The sequence below is a fragment of the Limnohabitans simekii (SeqCode) genome (assembly GCF_965234735.1).
Taxonomy (GTDB): Bacteria; Pseudomonadota; Gammaproteobacteria; order Burkholderiales; family Burkholderiaceae_C; genus Limnohabitans; species Limnohabitans simekii.
In genome coordinates, this window is record NZ_OZ248545.1 from 70,424 (window position 1) to 89,229 (window position 18,806).

At 55.2% G+C, this 18,806-nt stretch carries 21 protein-coding genes and 1 pseudogene; 15 read left to right on the plus strand and 7 right to left on the minus strand.

Going from position 1 to position 18,806, the window contains the following annotated elements; genetic code table 11:
• Positions 1-23 precede the first annotated feature (23 nt).
• The 8 genes and pseudogenes from AC8GFP_RS12275 to nudB all read left to right on the plus strand — a co-directional run bounded on the left by AC8GFP_RS12275 (position 24) and on the right by nudB (position 7,133).
• Positions 24-1,007 carry a thiamine pyrophosphate-dependent dehydrogenase E1 component subunit alpha gene (locus AC8GFP_RS12275; protein ID WP_506613587.1) on the plus strand — a complete coding sequence of 328 codons (984 nt, stop codon included), beginning with the start codon at positions 24-26 and terminating at the stop codon, positions 1,005-1,007.
• 17 nt (positions 1,008-1,024) lie between these two features.
• Positions 1,025-2,041 (plus strand): alpha-ketoacid dehydrogenase subunit beta, encoded by a 1,017-nt coding sequence (locus AC8GFP_RS12280; protein WP_506613589.1) that lies wholly within the window; start codon positions 1,025-1,027, stop codon positions 2,039-2,041.
• The gene (locus AC8GFP_RS12285; protein ID WP_506613591.1) at positions 2,038-3,156 is read left to right on the plus strand and encodes an acetoin dehydrogenase dihydrolipoyllysine-residue acetyltransferase subunit; all 1,119 of its coding nucleotides are present in this window, start codon (positions 2,038-2,040) and stop codon (positions 3,154-3,156) included. The genes AC8GFP_RS12280 and AC8GFP_RS12285 overlap by 4 nt, the downstream gene beginning before the upstream one ends.
• A gap of 8 nt (positions 3,157-3,164) precedes the next feature.
• Positions 3,165-3,872, plus strand: a complete 708-nt coding sequence (locus tag AC8GFP_RS12290) for a lipoyl protein ligase domain-containing protein (RefSeq protein WP_506613593.1) — start codon at positions 3,165-3,167, stop codon at positions 3,870-3,872.
• Complete coding sequence (locus AC8GFP_RS12295) at positions 3,859-4,167, plus strand: MTH1187 family thiamine-binding protein (protein WP_506613595.1); 309 nt, start codon at positions 3,859-3,861, stop codon at positions 4,165-4,167. The genes AC8GFP_RS12290 and AC8GFP_RS12295 overlap by 14 nt, the downstream gene beginning before the upstream one ends.
• 18 nt (positions 4,168-4,185) lie before the next feature.
• Complete coding sequence (gene lipA / locus AC8GFP_RS12300) at positions 4,186-5,151, plus strand: lipoyl synthase (RefSeq protein WP_506613597.1); 966 nt, start codon at positions 4,186-4,188, stop codon at positions 5,149-5,151.
• Between the two features lie 60 nt (positions 5,152-5,211).
• Positions 5,212-6,678, plus strand: a pseudogene (gene lpdA / locus AC8GFP_RS12305) (dihydrolipoyl dehydrogenase); the annotation flags it as partial.
• Entirely contained in the window at positions 6,675-7,133 is a 459-nt protein-coding gene (gene nudB / locus AC8GFP_RS12310) for a dihydroneopterin triphosphate diphosphatase (RefSeq protein ID WP_506613599.1), read from the plus strand. The pseudogene lpdA and the gene nudB, both read left to right, overlap by 4 nt.
• Before the next feature lie 49 nt (positions 7,134-7,182).
• On the opposite strand, the gene AC8GFP_RS12315 is transcribed toward nudB, so the two are convergent.
• From AC8GFP_RS12315 to AC8GFP_RS12330, 4 genes are read right to left on the minus strand one after another with little or no spacing between them, the layout of a single operon-like run.
• Positions 7,183-7,764 (minus strand): chromate transporter, encoded by a 582-nt coding sequence (locus tag AC8GFP_RS12315; protein ID WP_506613601.1) that lies wholly within the window; start codon positions 7,762-7,764, stop codon positions 7,183-7,185.
• Positions 7,765-7,798: 34 nt separating this feature from the next.
• Positions 7,799-8,365 carry a chromate transporter gene (locus AC8GFP_RS12320; RefSeq protein ID WP_506613602.1) on the minus strand — a complete coding sequence of 189 codons (567 nt, stop codon included), beginning with the start codon at positions 8,363-8,365 and terminating at the stop codon, positions 7,799-7,801.
• 2 nt (positions 8,366-8,367) lie between these two features.
• The gene (locus AC8GFP_RS12325) at positions 8,368-8,781 is read right to left on the minus strand and encodes a type II toxin-antitoxin system VapC family toxin (RefSeq protein WP_506613605.1); all 414 of its coding nucleotides are present in this window, start codon (positions 8,779-8,781) and stop codon (positions 8,368-8,370) included.
• 2 nt (positions 8,782-8,783) lie between these two features.
• Positions 8,784-9,053 (minus strand): type II toxin-antitoxin system Phd/YefM family antitoxin, encoded by a 270-nt coding sequence (locus AC8GFP_RS12330; RefSeq protein WP_506613607.1) that lies wholly within the window; start codon positions 9,051-9,053, stop codon positions 8,784-8,786.
• Between the two features lie 148 nt (positions 9,054-9,201).
• Between AC8GFP_RS12330 and AC8GFP_RS12335 the strand changes: the two genes are divergently transcribed.
• The 5 genes from AC8GFP_RS12335 (at position 9,202) to iaaH (ending at position 15,222) form a co-directional block, all read left to right on the plus strand.
• Entirely contained in the window at positions 9,202-11,595 is a 2,394-nt protein-coding gene (locus AC8GFP_RS12335) for a YgiQ family radical SAM protein (protein ID WP_506613609.1), read from the plus strand.
• A 344-nt stretch (positions 11,596-11,939) separates the two neighbouring features.
• Positions 11,940-12,188 (plus strand): hypothetical protein, encoded by a 249-nt coding sequence (locus AC8GFP_RS12340; protein WP_506613610.1) that lies wholly within the window; start codon positions 11,940-11,942, stop codon positions 12,186-12,188.
• Positions 12,188-12,529, plus strand: coding sequence for a type II toxin-antitoxin system PemK/MazF family toxin (locus AC8GFP_RS12345; protein WP_506613613.1), 342 nt, complete (start codon positions 12,188-12,190; stop codon positions 12,527-12,529). Before AC8GFP_RS12340 ends, AC8GFP_RS12345 begins: the two co-directional genes overlap by 1 nt.
• A 355-nt stretch (positions 12,530-12,884) precedes the next feature.
• Complete coding sequence (locus tag AC8GFP_RS12350; protein ID WP_506613615.1) at positions 12,885-13,583, plus strand: helix-turn-helix transcriptional regulator; 699 nt, start codon at positions 12,885-12,887, stop codon at positions 13,581-13,583.
• A gap of 211 nt (positions 13,584-13,794) precedes the next feature.
• The gene (gene iaaH / locus AC8GFP_RS12355; RefSeq protein WP_506613795.1) at positions 13,795-15,222 is read left to right on the plus strand and encodes an indoleacetamide hydrolase; all 1,428 of its coding nucleotides are present in this window, start codon (positions 13,795-13,797) and stop codon (positions 15,220-15,222) included.
• Positions 15,223-15,267: 45 nt separating this feature from the next.
• On the opposite strand, the gene AC8GFP_RS12360 is transcribed toward iaaH, so the two are convergent.
• Both AC8GFP_RS12360 and AC8GFP_RS12365 read right to left on the minus strand, forming a co-directional pair.
• On the minus strand, positions 15,268-15,567 hold the full coding sequence (locus AC8GFP_RS12360; protein ID WP_506613617.1) for a hypothetical protein: 300 nt from the start codon (positions 15,565-15,567) through the stop codon (positions 15,268-15,270).
• 200 nt (positions 15,568-15,767) lie between these two features.
• Positions 15,768-16,718 carry a CoA transferase gene (locus tag AC8GFP_RS12365; RefSeq protein WP_506613618.1) on the minus strand — a complete coding sequence of 317 codons (951 nt, stop codon included), beginning with the start codon at positions 16,716-16,718 and terminating at the stop codon, positions 15,768-15,770.
• A gap of 115 nt (positions 16,719-16,833) precedes the next feature.
• On the opposite strand from AC8GFP_RS12365, the gene AC8GFP_RS12370 reads away from it, so the two are divergent.
• Both AC8GFP_RS12370 and AC8GFP_RS12375 read left to right on the plus strand, forming a co-directional pair.
• A complete protein-coding gene (locus tag AC8GFP_RS12370) occupies positions 16,834-17,103 on the plus strand; it encodes a type II toxin-antitoxin system prevent-host-death family antitoxin (protein WP_506613620.1) in 270 nt (89 codons plus the stop codon).
• A gap of 1 nt (position 17,104) precedes the next feature.
• On the plus strand, positions 17,105-17,419 hold the full coding sequence (locus tag AC8GFP_RS12375; RefSeq protein WP_506613621.1) for a CcdB family protein: 315 nt from the start codon (positions 17,105-17,107) through the stop codon (positions 17,417-17,419).
• Between the two features lie 190 nt (positions 17,420-17,609).
• On the opposite strand, the gene pobA is transcribed toward AC8GFP_RS12375, so the two are convergent.
• Positions 17,610-18,806 carry a 4-hydroxybenzoate 3-monooxygenase gene (gene pobA, locus AC8GFP_RS12380; protein ID WP_506613623.1) on the minus strand — a complete coding sequence of 399 codons (1,197 nt, stop codon included), beginning with the start codon at positions 18,804-18,806 and terminating at the stop codon, positions 17,610-17,612.

Sequence of the window (18,806 nt, forward strand, 5' to 3'; positions counted from 1 at the left end):
CCATCAAATCAAAGGAGACAACCATGGCAGGCAATCCGTATCCACTGAATAAAACGCAGTTGCTCGAAGCATATCGAAAAATGAAAACGATTCGAGAGTTTGAAGAACGTCTGCACGTTGATTTTGCACGTGGCGATATTCCTGGTTTTGTTCACCTCTACGCTGGTGAAGAAGCCTCGGGCACCGGCATCATGGCGCACTTGGGAGACGGTGACCGCATCGCCAGTACCCATCGTGGCCATGGACATTGCATCGCCAAAGGTGTGGATGTGATCGACATGATGAAAGAAATTTACGGCAAAAAAGGCGGATCTTGCAACGGCAAGGGCGGCTCCATGCACATTGCCGATTTGAGCAAAGGCATGATGGGTGCCAATGGCATCCTGGGCGCAGGGGCACCGTTGGTGTGTGGTGCTGCATTGGCTGCCAAATTGCGTAAAAAAGGCGAAGTCGCGATCAGCTTTGTAGGTGACGGTGCAAGTAACCAAGGCACTTTTTTAGAAAGCTTGAATTTGGCAGCCGTTTGGAATTTGCCAGCCATTTTCGTTGTCGAGAACAACGGTTATGCAGAATCCACATCACGTGATTACGGTGTGGCTGTGGATTCGTATGTGGATCGTGCAGCTGGATTTGGCATGCCTGGTGTCACGGTAGATGGCACTGATTTCTTCGCTGTGTATGAGGCTGCAGGTGAAATCATTCGGCGTGCCCGCGAAGGTGGGGGGCCCACCTTACTGGAATGCAAGATGGTGCGCTTTTACGGTCACTTCGAGGGGGATGCGCAAACCTACCGCGGCCCTGGCGAACTCGATGACATTCGAGCCAACAAAGATTGCTTGAAAAAATTCACTGCCGAGGTCACCGCTTCAGGCGTCATTACTGCCGCTGAAATCAAGGCTATTGATGATGAAGTGATGCAGCTGATTGAAAAAGCTGTCAAGGAAGCTAAAGCGGCACCGCTGCCCACGTTGGCCGATCTGACCACCGATGTTTACGTGAAATATTGAACTGAAGGAGACTCAAAATGGCAAGAAAAATCAGCATGAAGCAAGCGATCAATGAAGCGCTTGATTTGGAAATGGCACGTGACCCTTCCGTCATTTGCATGGGTGAAGACATTGTGGGTGGTGCCGGTGGCGATGGTGAGATGGACGCCTGGGGCGGTGTCTTGGGCGTGACCAAAGGTTTGTATGCCAAACATGGTGACCGTTTGATGGATACCCCCTTGAGCGAAAGTGCCTATGTTGGTGCAGCTATTGGTGCCGCAGCCTGTGGCATGCGCCCGGTTGCAGAACTGATGTTCATTGACTTCATGGGCGTTTGTTTCGACCAAATTTACAATCAAGCCGCCAAATTCAAATACATGTTTGGTGGCAAAGCAGAAACCCCTGTTGTTATTCGTGCCATGGTGGGTGCGGGTTTCCGTGCTGCTGCACAGCACAGCCAAATGCTCACGCCTTTGTTCACCCATATTCCAGGTTTGAAGGTTGTGTGTCCAAGCACACCCTATGACACCAAAGGTTTGTTGATTCAAAGCATCCGTGACAACGATCCTGTGATCTTCTGCGAACACAAAAATTTGTATGGTTTTGAGGGTGAAGTGCCCGAGGCAAGCTATGCCATTCCTTTTGGTGAAGCCAATATCGTGCGTGAAGGCAAACACGCTTCGATCGTGACCTACGGCCTCATGGTTCACCGCTCATTGGAAGCGGCTGCAGAGTTGGCCAAAGAGGGTATTGAGGTTGAAATTGTTGATTTGCGAACACTTTCACCTTTGGACATGGACACTGTGCTCGACAGCGTGACCAAAACAGGTCGATTGGTGTGTGTGGATGAAGCCAGCCCACGCTGCTCCATCGCTGCTGATATTTCAGCGCAAGTGGTGCAGCAAGCATTTGGTGCTCTGAAAGCAGGTATCGAAATGGTCACGCCACCCCACGTGCCAGTGCCTTTCTCACCGGTGTTGGAAGACCTCTACATACCCAGCGGCGCTCAAATCGCCGCTGCAGTTCGTAAAACTGTCAAAGGAGGCCATCAGTGAGTTCTGCCATCACACCCATCATCATGCCCAAGTGGGGACTCGAAATGCGAGAAGGCACCATTGCAGATTGGCTGGTCGATGTGGGAACACAAATCATTGTCGGCATGCCCATCATGGATGTCGAGACAGACAAGCTCAGCAATTCTGTAGAAGCTGCGGATGCAGGTCTGTTGAGACGACGTGTTGCAAATGCAGGTGAAACCTTGCCTGTGCGGGCATTGCTGGGTGTGATGGCGGATTCTGATGTCAGCGATGCTGAAATCGATGCCTTCATAGCGGCCTTCGAAGTGCCTGCTGCTGCAGATGAAGACGAGGACGGTGGTCCGTCATTCGATTACGCAGACATCCAAGGTATCAAGATTCGCTATGCACGCCGGGGCCCAGAAGAAGGTGTCCCCTTGGTGTTGTTGCACGGCTTTGGTGGCGATCAAGGCAATTGGTTGTTCAATATTGACGCACTTGCTGAACAGCAACCCGTGATCGCCCTGGATTTGCCGGGGCATGGTCAGTCTCACGCCAAGCTGCCCGGCACTTCGCTCAAGCATCTTTCTGACTTCGTGGCAGCCTTCCTGGACCAAATCGGCGTGGATCAGGTGCATATCGGGGGGCACTCCATGGGCGGCGCCATTGCAAGTCAATTTGCCTTGAGTTACCCATCGAGAACGCGCTCTCTCACACTGATTTGCAGTGCTGGCTTGGGCAAGGAAATCAATACCGGTTATACAGATGGCTTCATCGCAGCTTCATCCAAACGTGAACTGAAACCGGTGGTTGAGCAATTGTTTGCCAATCCTGAATTGGTCACACGTGCATTGGTGGACGACTTGTTGAAATACAAGCGCATTGACGGTGTGCCTGATGTTTTGGCGCAATTGGGCAAGGCCTTGTTCAAGGATGGTCAGCAAGTCGAGACACCTGGGCTTAAGCTGACAGGCAACCAACCGCCTGTGCTGGTGATTTGGGGCTCGCAAGACAAGGTCATACCTGCAACGCATGCCAAGAATGCACCAACTGGTGCGCATGTGGCTGTCCTGGATGGGGCAGGGCACATGGTCATGCTCGAAAAGGCCAACGAGGTGAATGCGCTCATCAAGAGACACACCATTTCAAACTAGGTCCCACCATGCCACTGCCAGCTCAATTCCAGGTTGTTCAGCACCATCGGGCGTTGGATAACGGCTTGGAATTGGAAAAGCAGTGGATGCATCAAGCTGCCGAAGATGGCAAGGCCTATGCCCATCTTTGGCAGTCATCAAGGGGATGGGTGGTTCCCAAAAGTTATCTCTTGGCAGTCAGTGAAGCGCTGCTTCACAAACAGGGATGCTTGATCAGGTCATCTGGTGGTGGTTTGGTGCCGCAGGGGCCTGGGATTTGGAATTTGTCATTGATCTGGTCGGTCAGTCAGGCATTCGATTTAGACATCAATGAAATCTACCAGGCCATGTGTTTGAAAATTGCTGTTGCACTCAAGGAACTGGGCATTTATGTCAGCACGGGGAGCACACCAGGGTCATTTTGTGATGGCAAGTTCAACCTGTCCGTTCATGGACAAAAGTTGGTTGGCACAGCGCAATCATGGAAAAAAATCAATGGCACAAAGGTGGTTCTTGCGCATGCTGTTTTGCTGGTAGACATTGAAGCAGAACCTTTGATTCAAGCAGCGAACGCAGTTGAAGAATCCATTGGATCAAAGAGAAGGTATTTAGCGAATTCCATCACATCGATAGCGCAGGAGTGTTGCTTCAGTGGTGACATTGAAATGCAAACACTGAGCGCGTTGACGCATCAATTTTCAACTCAACATTTGGAGATTTCTCATGGTACTTCTTGAATTTGCAATGGCTCCTGTGGGCGTCGGTGAAAGTGTCAGCGAACACGTGGCCAAGGTGATTGACGTGATTGATCAAAGCGGTGTGGACTACCAGCTCACCCCAATGGGTACCATTTTGGAAGGTGAGTGGGAAGAGGTCATGGGTGTCGTTGATCGCTGTTTTAAAGTACTTGACAAAGAATTCAACCGAATTGCGGTGAGTCTGAAAGTGGATTATCGAAAAGGCCCCAAAGGTCGTTTAAAAAGCAAAACTGCTGCTGTGCAAGCCAAGTTGGGTCGCACACTGCATACTTGAATTGCTTGGAACAAGTACATGCCTTCTGACGCATTGATGCCTCAAGCCGCCCACAATCCGTTGTTCAAAAGCAGGGCTAGAGCCAAAACAGATCGCATCCCCATCAAAATCATTCCGAGTGAAAAACTGCCCAAGCCCGATTGGATCAGGGTGAAAGCAGCAGCGCCAAATTCGCGGTTTTTTGAAATCAAAAACATTCTGCGCGAAAACCGGTTGCACACCGTTTGTGAAGAGGCGGCCTGTCCCAATATGTCTGAATGCTTTGGACAAGGGACAGCCACCTTCATGATCATGGGCGATAAATGCACCAGGCGCTGCCCATTCTGCGATGTTGGACATGGACGACCAGATCCACTGGATCTTCAAGAGCCACACAATCTGGCCAAAACCATTGCGGCACTGGGTTTGACTTACGTGGTCATCACAAGTGTGGATCGAGACGATTTGAGGGATGGCGGTGCATCCCATTTTGTTTCCTGCATCTCCGAAGTGAGGAAACTTTCGCCTGGTACCAAAGTCGAGATTTTGATTCCAGACTTCCGGGGTCGAGACGATAGGGCATTGGGCATCTTGACCCAGTCGCCACCTGATGTTTTAAATCACAACTTAGAGACTGTGCCGCGGTTGTACAAGCAAATTCGACCTGGCAGTGACTATTCTTTCAGTCTTCAGTTGTTGGAAAAATTCAAAAAATCACACCCTGATGTTCCAACCAAAAGCGGTTTGATGCTGGGCTTGGGTGAAACAGACGATGAAATCGTCTCTGTGATGAATGATCTCCGGTTGCATGGTGTGGAGATGTTGACCTTGGGACAGTATTTATCACCTTCTGCATTCCACACGCCTGTGATGCGCTACGTGCATCCGGATCAATTTGCTATTTTCAAAGACAAAGCCCTGGCCATGGGTTTTCAGCAAGTGACTTCTGGCCCTTTGGTGAGGAGCTCGTACCACGCAGATCAACAGTCTGCATTGATGTTTTGATGGATCATTAAACCCTCTTTTCTAGATATGACGAACATAGACAATCAATCCCATGATTACGATCTGCTTGTTTTAGGTGGTGGCCCAGGAGGATACAGCGCTGCGTTTCGTGCCGCAGACCTTGGCCTTAGGGTTGTCATCGTTGAGCGCTATGCCCAATTGGGCGGTGTTTGCTTAAACGTTGGCTGCATCCCATCAAAGGCTTTGTTGCATGTGTCAGCTGTTATGGACGAGGTGAGCCACTTGGTCAATTTGGGCATTGACTATGGCAAGCCCCGGGTCAACATCGACATGCTTCGTGGCCACAAGGAAAAAGTCATAGCCAAACTCAATGGCGGTTTGGCGGCCATGGCCAAGATGCGCAAAGTCACGGTGTTGCGAGGATACGGTGTGTTCGTGGACAGTCACCACGTTTCGGTGGAAGAAACCCAAGGCACGGCGCAGGACAAAACAGGCCAAACCCATTTGGTGAGTTTCAAGTCCTGCATCATTGCTGCGGGCAGTCAAGCCGTGCATTTGCCCTTGATGCCTGACGACCCTCGCGTAGTGGACAGCACCGGTGCCTTGCAATTGACCAAGGTGCCCAAACGAATGTTGGTTGTGGGAGGCGGGATCATTGGTTTGGAAATGGGCTCGGTCTATAGCACCTTGGGGGCACGGCTAGATGTCGTGGAAATGACTGACGGCTTGATGCAAGGTGCAGACCGCGACTTGGTGAAGGTTTGGCAAAAAATGAATAAACAACGGTTTGATCACATCATGCTCAACACCCAAACAGTGTCTGCCAAAGCACTGCCAGAAGGTATAGAAGTCAGCTTTGCTGCGGTGAATGGCGGCGGCAATCCCCCTGTGCCGCAGGTGTATGACCTGGTATTGCAAGCGGTGGGCCGCAAACCTAACGGTCAGAAGATCGCCGCAGATAAAGCCGGTGTGCATGTGAACGATCGTGGGTTCATCAATGTGGACTCGCAAATGCGCACCAACGTCCCGCACATCTTCGCCATTGGTGACATTGTTGGACAGCCCATGCTCGCGCACAAGGCGGTGCACGAAGGCCATGTGGCAGCGCAAGTTGTCGCAGGAGAACAGTTGGGCGATGCAACTCTCGCCTTGACCTCGTTTGATCAGCGGCTCATTCCCTCAGTGGCTTACACCGATCCCGAAGTGGCCTGGGTGGGCCTCACGGAAGACCAGGCCAAGGCACAAGGCATCAAGGTGAAAAAAGGCTTGTTTCCATGGATGGCATCGGGCAGGGCGATTGCCAATGGTCGTGACGAAGGTTTCACCAAGCTCTTGTTTGAAGATTCGGAGGAAGCACTGGGCCACGGTCGCATAGTTGGCGGGGGCATAGTGGGGACCCGCGCTGGTGACCTGATCGGTGAAATTACGCTGGCCATTGAAATGCGTGCGACAGCATTGGATATTGGTCAGACCATTCATCCACATCCCACCTTGGGTGAAAGCATTGGCATGGCTGCAGAGGCCTATCATGGGGTTTGTACAGATTTGCCGCCCGTGCGCAGATGACTTTCAAAATTCCTCACTCTGTATTGGTCGTGATATTCACGCCCATGCGAGAGTTTTTGCTGATCGAGAGAGCCGACGGCATGGGCTGGCAGTCGGTCACAGGCAGCCTTGACAGTTTGGAAGAAAGCCCCTATCGCGCGGCATTGCGCGAGGTCAAAGAAGAAACGGGTATTGATGGACTCGCACCTGACCATCATTTGATGGATCTCAACACCAGCCATCAATTTGAAATTCATCCAAGCTATATTCATCGTTATGCGCAAGGCACCACACACAATTTGGAACATGTCTTTTCACTTCAAGTACCAGAGCGGTTCGACATTGTGCTGAACCCCAGCGAACATGCCAATTGGTGTTGGCAAACTGCTGACAAGGCCATTGAACTGGTTTTTTCATCTACCAATGCAGATGCTATCCGACGCATCAACGCCAATGTATTGGAAGCCAAGAAATGACCATCGATTTGTCATGTTTTTCAAATGATCAAGTTTTAGTCTGCTGCTGTTACAAACCTAACACCGCACCCAACACGGCACCACCCAACATCAGCCACAACAGGTGCAAGCGGGTTTTCAACACCAACACCATGCTGAGGCCGCAGATCAGCAACAAGCGCCAATCTGTTTGCGGATTGCTCGCCGTTTGCAACAACCAACCCGCTGACAGCATCAGGCCCATCACCAAGGGAATCATGCCTGCTTTGAAGGCCCGCACACCGCGTGCATGTTGGTGCAGTTGCAACCACTTGACCATGAAGTAGCTGAGCAAGGAGGAGGGCAAGACCACAGCAGCCAGCAAACCCAGCGCCATGAACAAACCAAACCCGATGGCCGCCGCACCGGCTTCAAAACCACCCGCGCTTTGCAAGCCGATGTTCCAACCCATGACGGCCACCAGCAAAATATTCGGGCCCGGCGCGATTTGCGACAGCGTCACCGATTGGCTGAAAGCGATTTCGCTCATGAGGTGCAAATCGGTCACCAAATAGCGGTGCATCTCGGGGATGATGGCCAAGGCACCACCCACCGCCAGCAGCGACAACATGCAGAAATGCAGATGCAGATCGAGCCAGAGTTGCCAAGTCATGCAGCCACTTTCTGTCTGAAGCACAACCACCAACTCATGACGCGTCCTTGGGAACCATGCGCCACCAGGTGAGGCCACACGACACACTGCCCACCAAGGCAATCACATGGGCCAAGGGCCAATGCACCAAAGCAGCCAGTGCAAAACTCAGTGCGGCAAACATCAGCGCCAACGGGAAACCGATGGGGTGTTGACGCAAGGTGGGCATGAAGCGCCAACCCGCTGCCATCACCATGCCTGCTGCGGCCACACCCATGCCGTGCAGGGCAGAAGCCACCAAGGGCAGGTGTGCAAAAGCTTGGAAGGTGAAGACGATGGCCAGCATCAAGAGGCCTGGAAAGAACAGCAAACCACTGAGTGCGGCAAAAGCACCGCTGGGGCCAAAGTGTTTGCCGCCAAACATGACCGACAGGTTGACCACATTCGGGCCTGGCAGGGTTTGCGCCAGCGCCCATTCCTCGGCGAATTCAGCCAAGGACATCCATTGCTTGCGGTCAACGAGCTCGCGTTGCACCACCGCCAACACACCGCCAAAGCCTTGCAGGCCCAGCCAGCTGAAGGACAAAAACAAATCGGTGCGGGAGCGGGGCAGGTTTGTCATTTTCAGGTTTCCCATGGATTGAGCAACTGTACGCCCGTGCTTTGGAAGTCTTTGAGATTGCGCGTGACCACGGTGAAGCGGTGTTCCAGGGCGGTGGCGGCGATCATGGCGTCGCGCTCTGAAAGCGCGTTGGGGAAATGCAGTGCCGCACAGCGCTTGGCCATGCTGGCAGAAAAAGGAATGGTGCGGCCGTCAAACACATCGGTCACGCCGTCCAACCATCGTCGCAGCGCCTGGCCTTGCGGCGGTTGTTTGTGTTCCAGCGCTTGCACGCCTTTTTCAAGTTCGAGGATGGTGATGGCAGACAAAAAGAACCGATCAAAAATGTGACCCTTGGCCCAGGCCAGAACCTGGGCGTTTTGCATGGGCTTGCCTTGTCGCAGTTCTGAAATGACATTGGTGTCGAGCAAAAACATGGTCAGTCTGTTTGCAGGCCCTGTGTTGGTTCGATGGTCAATTGCAAACGGGGTGGTTCGAAGTCAATGCCGTCGCCACCCGGAATGGCGTTCATCATGTCCAAGAGGCTTTCGGTGGGCTGGCCTTGCAGTTTGTAATAGTCCTCGATGCGCAGCAAGGCGTAGGCCGGGCGGCCACGGTCGGTGATGAACACGGGCCCTTTTTCGGCGGCGCGTTTGGCGGCGGAGACATCGCGGGTGAAATCGCGGCTGGAATAGGTGTGAAGTGGCACAGCTGGCTCCTGGTTGAAGCAATGCTTGTATGTTATGACAAGCACCTGTTGATGTCACGTTTTTTTTTGCGAAGCATGCCTTGGCAGAGCAAGGCCATTTTCCTTGTCAGTCCTTCAAAGCAGGCCCGCCAACTAGAATCGTGGGCTGATGAATGCCCCTCTGGACGTCTCCTTTTTTCAACGCGCCGCCAAGCCCCTGACCAGCTACCGCAAATACTGGGCAGCGCGATTTGGCACGGCGCCGTTTTTGCCGATGAGCCGCGCCGAAATGACGCAGCTGGGCTGGGACAGTTGCGACATCATTTTGGTCTCGGGCGACGCCTATGTGGACCACCCGAGTTTTGGCATGGCCGTCATTGGGCGCATGTTGGAGGCCCAAGGTTTTCGCGTGGGCATCATCGCCCAGCCCGAGTGGCACAGCGCCGACGCCTTCCAAGCACTGGGTCAACCCAATTTGTTTTTTGGTGTGACCGCGGGCAACATGGATTCCATGATCAACCGCTACACCGCGGACCGCAAAATCCGCAGCGATGACGCCTACACGCCCGGCGGCGCAGGTGGCAAGCGACCCGATCGCAGTGTGTTGGTTTACAGCCAACGTTGCCGCGAGGCCTACCCGGAAGTGCCGATCATCATCGGTGGCATCGAAGCGTCGCTCAGGCGGATTGCGCATTACGACTATTGGCAAGACAAGGTGCGCCGCGCCATCCTGATTGACGCCAAAGCCGACCTGCTGTTGTATGGCAACGCCGAACGAGCGTTGGTGGAAGTGGCGCACCGCATCGCGGCGAAAGAACCGATTGCACAAATCACCGATGTGCGCGGCACCGCCTTCATGGTGCGGCAAACACCCGAGGATTGGTTCGAGATTGACAGCACCGAAGTGGACACGCCCGGGCGCATTGAAGCCCACGTGAACCCCTACCTGATGGTGAGCGACCAGGCCAAGGCGCAAGGCGAAACCTGCGCGCGTGAAGACGAAGCGCAAGCCGTGGCGGATGCGGCCAGCCTGCAAGTGGGTCAAGCCCAACTTGCAGTCGCTTCTAGTGCGAACAAAGCCAATGCCTCAGCCTTCACCACATCACCCCTGACATTTGTGCCCAACCCGGCGCTGAGCCTGGGCAAGCTGAAAGTGCCACCGCGCGACCGCTCGGTGATTCGTTTGCCCAGTTACGAGCAAGTGAAAAGCGACCCGGTGCTGTATGCCCACGCCAACCGCGTGTTGCATTTGGAAACCAACCCCGGCAATGCACGTGCTTTGGTGCAAGCGCATGGCGAAGGCCGCACGGCTCGCGATGTGTGGATCAACCCGCCGCCCATTCCGCTCACCACGGCTGAAATGGACCATGTGTTTGATTTGCCGTATGCCCGCAGCCCGCATCCGAGTTATGCGGATGCGCAAGGTGGCCACGATGGCGAGACCAAAATTCCCGCGTGGGAAATGATCCGCTTCAGCGTCAACATCATGCGCGGTTGCTTTGGTGGTTGCACCTTTTGCTCGATCACCGAGCACGAAGGCCGCATCATCCAAAGCCGCAGCGAAGAATCCATCTTGCGCGAAATTGAAGACATCCGCGACAAGGTACCCGGCTTCACCGGTGTGGTGAGCGACTTGGGCGGGCCCACAGCCAACATGTACCGCATCGGTTGCAAAACACCCGAGATTGAAGCGGCGTGTCGCAAACCCAGTTGCGTGTTTCCTGGCATCTGCCAAAACCTCAACACCAGCCATGCGCCGCTGATTCAGCTCTATCGCAAAGCACGTGCCTTGCGCGGCGTGAAAAAAATCCTCATTGGCTCGGGCTTGCGTTACGACCTCGCGGTGGAAAGCCCCGAGTATGTGAAAGAGTTGGTGACGCACCACGTGGGCGGCTATTTGAAAATTGCGCCCGAGCACACCGAAGGCAGCCCGCTGTCCATGATGATGAAGCCGGGCATTGGCAGCTACGAACGTTTCAAGCAGATGTTTGACAAGTACAGCGCCGAGGCTGGCAAGAAGCAATACCTGATTCCGTATTTCATCGCGGCGCACCCGGGCACCCGCGACGAAGACATGATGCATTTGGCGGTGTGGTTGAAGAAGAATGGTTTTCGCGCCGACCAGGTGCAGACTTTTTATCCCAGCCCCATGGCGACAGCCACGGCCATGTACCACTCGGGCAAAAATCCGTTGAAGCGCGTTGGCCGCGAAAGCGAAGCGGTGGACATCGTGCGTGGCGAAAAACGCCGCCGGTTGCACAAGGCGTTTTTGCGTTATCACGATCCGAACAATTGGCCGTTGCTGCGCGACGCCTTGAAAGCCATGGGCCGCGCCGACCTGATTGGCAATGGCAAGCAGCATCTGATTCCGCGTTTTCAGCCGCTCAACACCGAGGGCTACACCAGCAGTCGGCGCAAAAACAGCACGTCTGCGGCGGCCAGAACTTCACCGGTGACGCAGGGGCGGGTGAAGGCGGGTGCCGCTTCCAGCGGTCCGGTCAAGGCTGCACCGGGCAAGATGTTGACCCAGCACACCGGCTTGCCACCCCGCAAAACCAAGTAATTGGGGTAATTGGGGTCAGTTTCCAATTAATTCACGCCAGTAATTGGGGTCAGTTTCCAATAATTGGGGTCAGTTTCCAATTAATTCACGCCTGCTTGCCGACCACGGTGGGCTCGTCCGCCGCTCACCGCAGCGGAGCTGCAACGTTCGCTACGCGTCCGACCCACCATGTTCGGCCAGCAGATGAGTGTCTTGAACCTCAAAACAATTGGAATCTGACCCAAATTTCCCGGCCAGCAGATGCGTATCTTGAACCTCAAAACAATTGGAATCTGACCCCAATTTCTGTTGACAGGGCAGAGTCCAGTGCATAAGATTGCGCCAGTATTACTGGAACACTGCACATGGCCGCACAAATGCTTCGCGCTTCCTACACCATCTCCGCGCCCACCTTGGCGCGTTTCAACGCCGCCATTCCGCTGGGCGAGCGCAGTCGCGTAGTCGAGCAATACATGGAGTTGGCGCTGCAGGCCCGCGAAGCGCATCTTGAAAAAGTGGCTGCCGCGTTCATGGCCGACCCCGCCAGTGCCGAGTCCCTGACTGACGACGCGCTGTGGGAAGCCACCGCCGCCGATGGCTTGCAAGGACTTTGATGGCCAGTGACGTCATCAAGCGCGGCGATATTTACCGGGTCAATTTGGAGCCCACTTTGGGCAGCGAGCAACAAGGCCGGGCCCGTCCCTGCGTGGTGCTCAGCATCACGCCGTTCAACAAGCAGTTCAAAACCGTGGGGGTGGTGCCTTTGTCCAGCAGCGCGCGGGTGCACGAACCCGTCACCGTCAGCGTGCCTTCAGCGGGCGAAGGCGCGGTGGCGCTTTGCTATCAGTTGCGCACCATCGACAAAGCGCGGTTGCTCAAACCCATGGGTGAGTTGGCGGCTGCAGACATGGCCGCCATTGAAGTGGCGGTCAAGCAGGTGTATGGCTTGAATTGAGCCATCCGCGGACCAAGAATGTCTCGTTAAAGCTGCCTGGCCTGGGGGCCATTTTTTGAGCGAAAGACCAGAAAAATGAGTCCCCATGGCGGGTGGCTTGAGAAACAATTGGAATCTGACCCCAATTACCCCATGGCGGGTGGCTTGAGAAACAATTGGAATCTAACCCCAATTAGAAAAATGAGCCCCCATGGCGGGTGGCTTAAGGGACTGCTTCAACGCAAGGCGCAAAACATCCCCTATTCAGAGGACGGTACTAACCCTGACAAGTGGTTTTTCACGCACCAGCACCGGCAAAATGCGGCAAGGACTACAGGGGCTGCCAATGTACTTGTCAGGCACACAAACCAGGTTGATGAGCCAGATCATGCAGGTGCTGGCCGAGCCGCATCAAGAGCACGAGATTCGCCAGCAAGTGGGCGAGTTGATCATGCAGTTGATGCAAGCGCAGTTTTACGCGTCTTTCGTTTGGAATGCTGACTGCAACGCCTTCATGGACACGGTTCAGATCAATATGGACCCCAGCAACATCGCCGATTACGAGGCCTACTACCAGTTCCACGACCCGATCACGCCCAGCATGCAACGCTACCAAGTGGCGGTTCGGGCAAGCGACGTGCTGCCCCAGCACGAGCTGATGCAAACCGAGTTTTTCAATGACTTTCTCGCCAAAGACGGCCTGCATTGGGGCGTCAACCTCTACGCTTGGCACCGTGGCCACAACATTGGCGACATGCGCATTTGGCGCGACAAGCGGCGTGAGAATTTCACCGATGACGAAATGCGCTTGCTCGACATGATCTTGCCGGCTTTCACGGCCTCGCTGTCCAGAGCCCGCGCCATGGACAAACCCAGCAGCGTGTTGACGAACACCAACTTGAGCCCACGCGAGTTGCAGGTGGCGCAAAGCGCGTCCATGGGTTTGGGCGACAAAGAAATTGCCCGCCAGTTGGGTATTTCGCCAACCACGGTGCGGACCCACCTGGACAACGCCTTCAAGAAACTGGGCATCAACAACCGCAGTGTCTTGGCCCGTTCCCTGGGTTTGCACTAGGCCTGCAGCATCCCCCATTTGCACGATAGCCAGCAGCCTGCCGCCTGCCTAGGATGAACATCAAACAACCCATGGGTTGGTTGTTCAACTTCAGGAGCACGACATGGCACAACAAGGCATTTCAAGAAGACAACTGTTGCAAACCACCGCCGCGGGATTGTTGTTGAGTCAGGTGGTTCCAGCATGGGCCGCAGGTGATGCAACTTCCAACATGTTGAAGCTATCGGCACCGCAAGCCGTGGCCGCCATTCAGTCGGGCAAGATGTCAGCCACGGCTTACTTGCAAGCCCTGCTGGGGCAAACCCAAAAACACGCGGGTTTGAATGCGCTCATCTTTTTGAATGAAGCGGCTGCTGTGAAAGCGGCGGCGGCCATTGACGCCGATCGCAAAGCCGGTCGCCCTTTGAAACCCCTGGCCGGTTTGTTCATCGTGGCCAAGGACAACATGAACACCCGGGACATGCCCACCACGGGCGGCACCGATGCCTTGAAAGGCGTGGTGCCCAAAAACACGGCACCGTCGATTGAAAAACTCACCAAAGCGGGTGCCATCGTCTTGGCCAAGTCCAATTTGCATGAGTTGGCCTTTGGCATCACCAGCACCAATTTGTCCAGTTTTGGCATCGTGCGCAATCCCTACGACAGCACGCGCATTCCCGGTGGTTCATCGGGTGGCACGGCTGTGGCCATTGCGGTGGGCATGGTACCTTGCGGCTTGGGCACTGACACCGGTGGTTCGACCCGCGTGCCCGCTGCCCTGAGTGGCATCGTTGGCTTTCGTCCGTCGGTGGGCAATGGCGGCAAACAGCGTCGCTACCACAACGAGAACGCCGTGGTGCCGATCAGCCACACGCGTGACACGGTCGGTCCCATGGGCAAAACCGTGGCTGATGTGGCGTTCTTGGACGCCGCCATCACTGGCACACCGATGGCGACCGCGGCCAATTTGAAAGGTGTGCGCATGGGTGTGCCCGCTAAGTTCTGGGCTGGTTTGTCGTCGGACTTGCAAGCGGTGGTGATGGAGGCCAAAGACAAGTTGGCCGCGGCCGGTGTGGTCATGGTGGATGTGGACCCCGATGTGTTCGACTTGAACAACCAGGTGTCCTTCATGGTGGCCTTGCACGAACCCTTGGAAGATTTCCCACCTTATTTGAAAGCCAGTGGCATCGACATGAGTTTGAAAGACATCGTCGACAAGGTGGCCAGCCCAGATGTGAAAGGCGCGATGGGCGCCATCATGGGCGATGTGTTTGGCAAGGCGTATCCAGACGCAATGAACGTGCACCGTCCGGCTTTGCAAAAGAAAATGGCGGCGTATTACAAGGACAACAAGCTCGACGCCATGTTGTTTCCGACCACGCCGCTGGCAGCCGAACCGATTGATGCGGTCAACGGCTCAAGCAAGGTCAGCATCAACGGCGGCGAACCCGCAGACACCTTTGGAACCTACATTCGAAATGCGGACCCGAGCAGCAATGCTGGCAATCCAGGCTTGTCGATTCCCGCAGGTTTGACAGCGAACGGCTTGCCGGTGGGGATTGAAATCGACGGACCTCTGGGCAGCGATCGACGATTGCTGGCCTTGGGACTGGCGATGGAAAAAGTGTTGGGTCGTTTGCCCGACCCTTCAGGCTATTGAAGCCAACGGCCCGCTTCGTGTCAAACGCAGCCGGGCCGTTTCACTTCAAGCGTAAGCAGCAGGGGCGTTGGCCGCAGCCGTACTTTGCAAATGATCGGCGTAGCAGTTGATCACTTGGTCGTAGGCTTGTGATGCTTCGTCCAACAGGTTTTGCTTTTGCAACAACCAACCGTAGTTGAACCACACCGAGTACTTGCTGTGGGTACGGTCATGCTTCAACCAGTGACGGTACAACTCCAGCGCCTCGTGGGTTTTGCCGGCATGGTCGAGTTGCTCGGCCTTGGCGATCAAATCCTGGGCGGACATGGTGGTGTTGTAAATCATCAAAGTGGTTTGGGGTGTCATGCTGTATTCCTTGAAGTGAACAGATGTCAAGAAATATGCAAAATCGATGCCAAGCTAAATTGACACTTTTTGGCCGCTTCGAAGCAAGTGGTCTTCCCCAGACCAACCGACAACCCAAGGCGGCCAAGATAGAACCAGCTTTTCAGGCCATGGTCACCAAGCAGGCCATGGTCACCAAGCAGGCCATGGTCACCAAGTTTTCAGGCCATGGTCACCAAGGGCAAATCATGCTGCGTGGCCAGTGCATCAATCTGTCGGCGGGTGAGGGTGGCGAAGAAGGCCGCCAGCTTGGCTTTCATGGCGGGCAGCAACATTGGATCGCGTTTTACGTAAGTTGTTGATTTTATTATGTTTTTTGGTTTTTCAAGGCCGGCGATGTGCAAAAGTTTGGCCGCGAAGTGCGGCTCCAAGGCGGCCACGGCCACACGCCCATTGGCGCAGGCATACACCTGATAGCCCGCATGGGCGCCGCCCACCGAGCCCTTGGGCGCGGTCAGGCCCCAGTGCCGGGGCAGGGCCAAGTAGCCTGCTGCATCTTCAAGCGCAACCTCGTGAAACACGCCTTTGCCGTGGCCGCGGCCCGGTTTGGCCCGTTGCCACAAGGTTTTCAGCACGGCTTCGCTGGCCTGGATGGACCCGGCCATGTCGGCAAACAATGTGGCGGGCAGGGCCAGGCCAGTCACCAAACCGTTGGCTGCCAAATAGGTCAGGTCGTGGCCGGGTATTTCCGCGCCCGCGCCGGGCGAACCCACAATGCTGACCATGTTCAGGGCAGGGAACTTGGCGTGCAAGTCGGCCCAGGACATGCCCAGTTTCTTCAAGGCCGAAGGGCGAAACGAGGTCAGCAGCACGTCGGTCTTGGCCAAGAGCTTGTGCAGCTGGGCTTGGCCTTTGGCGGTTTTCAGGTCGGCTTGCACCACTTTCACACCCGTGTGAAGTTGGGCATAGGCGTGGGGCGCGTACAAACCCATGGGGTCCGAGGGCGTGCCTTTGGGCGCACCGGCGGGCGGCAGCGGTTCGAGTTTGCTGCATTGGGCACCCATGGCGGCCAGGCGCATCAGGGCGGCGGGCCCGGGCAGGTTCAGAGCCACGCTCAGGATGCGAACGCCCTTGAGGCTGCTGTCGGTCTCTTGGAAATCGGGTTGTGCCATGGGGTGCTCTATATATAGTGTGTGGATGCTTGATCTTAGAGGATGCATCCATGAAAACTTCATGACACTCACCTTAGCTTTAGCTAAAATAGCCATCAAGCAACAGGAGCCATCCATGCACTTCACTGCCACACAAGCCAAAAACCGCTTCGGCGCGGTCTGCGCCCAGGCCAAGGATGGGCCGGTCTTCATTGAAAAAGATGGCCGCATCGACTCGGTGATTTTGTCAGCCAAGCACTACGAGGCATTGCAGTCGGCCAGTCAAACCGCGTCCGTGGCGCAGAGAAAAGCCCAGTTTGAGCAAGACCATCAAGCCTGGCTGGCCGCCCAAAACCAGCGCTTTGACACCTATGGTTTGTGGAACGACGACCTGAAGGTGTGGTGACATGCAGTTCGCCGTGTTCGACAACCCGAGCCCCCAAAAACGCGATGTGTATCCGTATGTGCTTGATATACAAAGTGATTTGCTGTCCGGCTTGCCCACCCGGATGGTGGTCCCGTTGGCGGTTCCAGCCGTCACGCCTGCGCAAATCCCGCGTCGCTTGTGTCCGTTGGTCTCGGTTCTCGGCCTGTCCTTGATGCTGGTGCCCTTTGAAGCCGCGCCTTTGGACAAGCGCTTGCTGAAAACAGAAGTGGCTTCGCTGGCCGACCGTTCAACCGACATCATTGCAGCCATGGACGCGGTCTTGAGCGGCATTTGACAAGCATTTGGCTTGAAATATGCTTTTATTGAACATGACACTTTCAACTTGCCGCTTGCCGCTTTTGACCAGTTTGATCTGGGGCCTGAGCTTGGGCGCAGCGTGATGGCAAAGATCCCAGATCGGCAGACACCAAAACGGATCATCCCATTGATCGCAACCGCTATTGGTTGCAAGTCAGGATACCGTTTTAAGACGCAAAGTTCAGCGGCAAACCCACATAGTTTTCGGCTAACGACGTGGACAGGGCTTCGCTGTGCACCAAATAGTCCAACTCGGCTTCTTGCATTCTTTGACCAAAGCCTGCGCTGTCTGGAAAGCGGCGCATCAAGCTGGTGAGCCACCAAGAAAAACGCTCGGCCCGCCAAATGCGCGACAGTGCGCGTTGCGAGTAATGGTCAATGCCAACCGGGCTGTGCTCGTTGAAAAACTCGATGAACGCACTGCTGAGGTATTTCACGTCACTGGCGGCCAGGTTCAAGCCCTTGGCGCCGGTGGGCGGCACGATGTGGGCAGCGTCCCCGGCTAAAAACAAGCGGCCAAAGCGCATGGGTTCAGCCACAAAGCTGCGCAAGGGCGCGATGCTTTTTTCAATCGATGGTCCGGTGATGATGCGCTCGGCCATGTCGGGGTCCAGTCGCTTGCGCAGTTCATCCCAAAACCGCTGATCACTCCAGTCTTCCACCTTGTCGTTCAGTGGGCATTGCACGTAGTAACGGCTGCGGGTCATGCTGCGCATCGAGCACAGCGCAAAGCCTCGGTCACTGTTGGCATAAACAATGGCATGACTGGACACAGGCGGCACATCGGCCAACACGCCCAACCAGCCAAACGGATAGACCTTTTCATACTCGGTGATGGCAGCCTTGGGCACACTGGCGCGGGCCACACCATGAAAGCCATCGCAGCCTGCAATGAAGTCGCAGTGCAGCACATGCGACAGGCCATCCTTCACATAACGCACTTGCGGGGACGCGCTGTCAAAGTCGTGCAGGCTCACATCAGCCGCGCTGTAAACCGTGTCCAAGCCCAGTCGTTGACGCTGCTTCATCAGGTCATGGGTGACTTCGGTTTGTCCATAAGCGGTCACCACCTTGCCGCCAGTGAGCTTGGTGACTTCAATCGGATGCCGGGTGTTTTTGAACACCAATTCGATGCTGTGGTGGATGGTGCCGCCTTGTGACACACCTTCACCCACACCGGCTTCGTGCAGCAAATCGACCGACACTTGTTCGAGGATGCCAGCGCGAATCCGACCCAGCACGTATTCAGGAGACTGGCGCTCAATGATGACGTGGTCGATGCCCGCTTTGTGCAACAACGCACCCAACAACAGCCCAGAGGGCCCCGCGCCAATGATGGCGACTTGGGTACGGCTGTTGGACAT

Coding starts and splice junctions, on each gene's coding strand:
- AC8GFP_RS12345 (WP_506613613.1), top strand. CDS start 12,188: ATGGCCAGTGACGTCATCAAGCGCGGCGATATTTACCGGGTCAATTTG.
- AC8GFP_RS12320 (WP_506613602.1), bottom strand. CDS start 8,365: ATGACAAACCTGCCCCGCTCCCGCACCGATTTGTTTTTGTCCTTCAGC.
- lipA (WP_506613597.1), top strand. CDS start 4,186: ATGCCTTCTGACGCATTGATGCCTCAAGCCGCCCACAATCCGTTGTTC.
- nudB (WP_506613599.1), top strand. CDS start 6,675: ATGACTTTCAAAATTCCTCACTCTGTATTGGTCGTGATATTCACGCCC.
- AC8GFP_RS12350 (WP_506613615.1), top strand. CDS start 12,885: ATGAGCCAGATCATGCAGGTGCTGGCCGAGCCGCATCAAGAGCACGAG.
- pobA (WP_506613623.1), bottom strand. CDS start 18,806: ATGTCCAACAGCCGTACCCAAGTCGCCATCATTGGCGCGGGGCCCTCT.
- AC8GFP_RS12325 (WP_506613605.1), bottom strand. CDS start 8,781: ATGTTTTTGCTCGACACCAATGTCATTTCAGAACTGCGACAAGGCAAG.
- AC8GFP_RS12340 (WP_506613610.1), top strand. CDS start 11,940: ATGGCCGCACAAATGCTTCGCGCTTCCTACACCATCTCCGCGCCCACC.
- AC8GFP_RS12370 (WP_506613620.1), top strand. CDS start 16,834: ATGCACTTCACTGCCACACAAGCCAAAAACCGCTTCGGCGCGGTCTGC.
- AC8GFP_RS12375 (WP_506613621.1), top strand. CDS start 17,105: ATGCAGTTCGCCGTGTTCGACAACCCGAGCCCCCAAAAACGCGATGTG.
- AC8GFP_RS12275 (WP_506613587.1), top strand. CDS start 24: ATGGCAGGCAATCCGTATCCACTGAATAAAACGCAGTTGCTCGAAGCA.
- AC8GFP_RS12335 (WP_506613609.1), top strand. CDS start 9,202: ATGAATGCCCCTCTGGACGTCTCCTTTTTTCAACGCGCCGCCAAGCCC.
- AC8GFP_RS12290 (WP_506613593.1), top strand. CDS start 3,165: ATGCCACTGCCAGCTCAATTCCAGGTTGTTCAGCACCATCGGGCGTTG.
- AC8GFP_RS12295 (WP_506613595.1), top strand. CDS start 3,859: ATGGTACTTCTTGAATTTGCAATGGCTCCTGTGGGCGTCGGTGAAAGT.
- AC8GFP_RS12360 (WP_506613617.1), bottom strand. CDS start 15,567: ATGACACCCCAAACCACTTTGATGATTTACAACACCACCATGTCCGCC.
- AC8GFP_RS12365 (WP_506613618.1), bottom strand. CDS start 16,718: ATGGCACAACCCGATTTCCAAGAGACCGACAGCAGCCTCAAGGGCGTT.
- iaaH (WP_506613795.1), top strand. CDS start 13,795: ATGTTGAAGCTATCGGCACCGCAAGCCGTGGCCGCCATTCAGTCGGGC.
- AC8GFP_RS12315 (WP_506613601.1), bottom strand. CDS start 7,764: ATGACTTGGCAACTCTGGCTCGATCTGCATCTGCATTTCTGCATGTTG.
- AC8GFP_RS12280 (WP_506613589.1), top strand. CDS start 1,025: ATGGCAAGAAAAATCAGCATGAAGCAAGCGATCAATGAAGCGCTTGAT.